Origin of the sequence: Moorena sp. SIO4A1 (assembly GCF_010672065.1) — a bacterium.
Lineage (GTDB): Bacteria > Cyanobacteriota > Cyanobacteriia > Cyanobacteriales > Coleofasciculaceae > Moorena.
Map to the genome: position 1 here is coordinate 1 of NZ_JAAHHX010000528.1, position 1,716 is coordinate 1,716.

Genomic DNA, 1,716 nt, shown 5'->3' on the forward strand with positions numbered 1-1,716 from the left:
CCTCCTCTATTATGTCCTAACTATCCCTTTCTTTGCTATAACAGGGAATCAACGTCAAAGAAGACTGTACCTCATGAGTACTATAAACGCTATAAAAACCTATAATACCCCAAAATTTTTATCAACAAGTTGGCAAGTATTGCCTTTTCTAATAACTATACCAATCCGTGTAGGAATTGTGATAATTTTTTTTCCCTTTTCCCTACTCCCGTCTTGATGCAGTCGCTCATGGGGGAAACCACGGCAGTCGCTCATGGGGGAGACCCCCAAGACCGCGCTGCCTCCCCAAGACCGCGCTGCATCGCTACTCCCTACTCCCTACTCCCTACTCCCTGTTCCCTGTTCCCAGATCCGCTGTTCCCTTTGGTATACAACTGTAGAGCATTACCAAATAGTATTTGACTTATGCCACTTAGAATTAGGATTGATAATTTGGAGTGGCCATAACCAGAAATGAAGCCCAATGTAAGTTATTATTTCATTAATTTGATGCATTCGCGGAAGCTTCATTATGTTAGAGTCGATGTCCCTTATTAAAGGGAGCACCTCTCCTTCAGAACCGTGCATGAAAGTTTCCCCTCACACGGCTCCTAGGTATTCTTAGCTTTTGCTTTTGCTCCAGTGTATCTGTTGGTGGCAGCTTCGGTGTACTGCTATTAAGTTCAGTTTTGACCAATTGTCGTGGTTTCCATCGATATGATGAAGATGTACAGATTCGTCTTCTAAGAACTTTAACCCACAGTGTCCACAGGAATGGTTTTGCTCTTTTAATGCGTCCGAAGTTTTACCAAAATACAATCTTGAATTTCGGCGGCTCCAGTACACTAAGTCACCGTCGTAAGGAGACTTAGTTCCTTTTACGTTTACGTGGTGATTTTGTTTGTATTTGACTTTTGGGAATCCTTTATCGCACAGTTCATTTGCTCTATACCGACTTACTTTCTTTTCCTTTCGGAACTTTCGGTTGGCAGTGTTGCGGATGAACCATAGTGAATTCCGCGAATCATTCATATCGCAACTACTGTGATAATTGCGCCATCCACGTACGATTGGAGCTAGCTTCTTAGCTTTAACTTTGGCACCATAGTTCGAGTTGTTGATTATGGCTTTGACTTTGTAACGTAATTTCTTAAAGTTTTCCACTGAGGGAATGCTTCGGAATTTTCCGTTTTGCTGGACGCGGAATCTCCATCCCAGAAAGTCAAATCCATCTGTCGATTTGGTCAGTTTGGTCTTTTCTTCGTTGATTTCCATCCCACGTTCTGCTAAGAAGTTTTTGATTTTACTCAATACTTCTTCGGCATTATCTTTTGGTTTTAGAAATATCACCATATCGTCGGCATACCGTAGACTGGTGTGTATTTCTTCTATTCCGTCAAGTGCTATGTTTGCCAGTAAAGGGCTGATGACGCCCCCCTGAGGGGTGCCCTGTTCTGGGAAGTTTGGGTTCACTCCGACTTTAAGGCATCTGTATATACCTAATTTTGTAGATGCGGGAGCTATTAGACTATCCATAATGGATTTGTGGGATATACGGTCAAAGCATTTTTTGATGTCTAATTCGATGATTCGCTTTAGTATATTGGCTTTCTTTTTAGTTCCTTTTAGTTGTTGGTATACTCCTTTTTGGACATCTTGAGCGCATCTGCCGGTTCTAAAACCATAACTATAAGCGCTGAAGGTGGCCTCATGGGCTGGTTCTAAGGCGAATTTGAC

General features: G+C 42.2%; 2 protein-coding genes. One reads left to right on the plus strand and one right to left on the minus strand.

Going from position 1 to position 1,716, the window contains the following annotated elements; translation table 11 throughout:
- The first annotated feature begins 129 nt into the window (after positions 1-129).
- The gene (locus F6K53_RS40270) at positions 130-402 is read left to right on the plus strand and encodes a hypothetical protein (RefSeq protein ID WP_293071745.1); all 273 of its coding nucleotides are present in this window, start codon (positions 130-132) and stop codon (positions 400-402) included.
- A 198-nt stretch (positions 403-600) separates the two neighbouring features.
- Here F6K53_RS40270 and F6K53_RS40275 read toward each other — a convergent pair.
- The coding region (locus F6K53_RS40275; RefSeq protein ID WP_293085714.1) for a reverse transcriptase domain-containing protein at positions 601-1,716 on the minus strand (1,116 nt) is incomplete at its 5' end.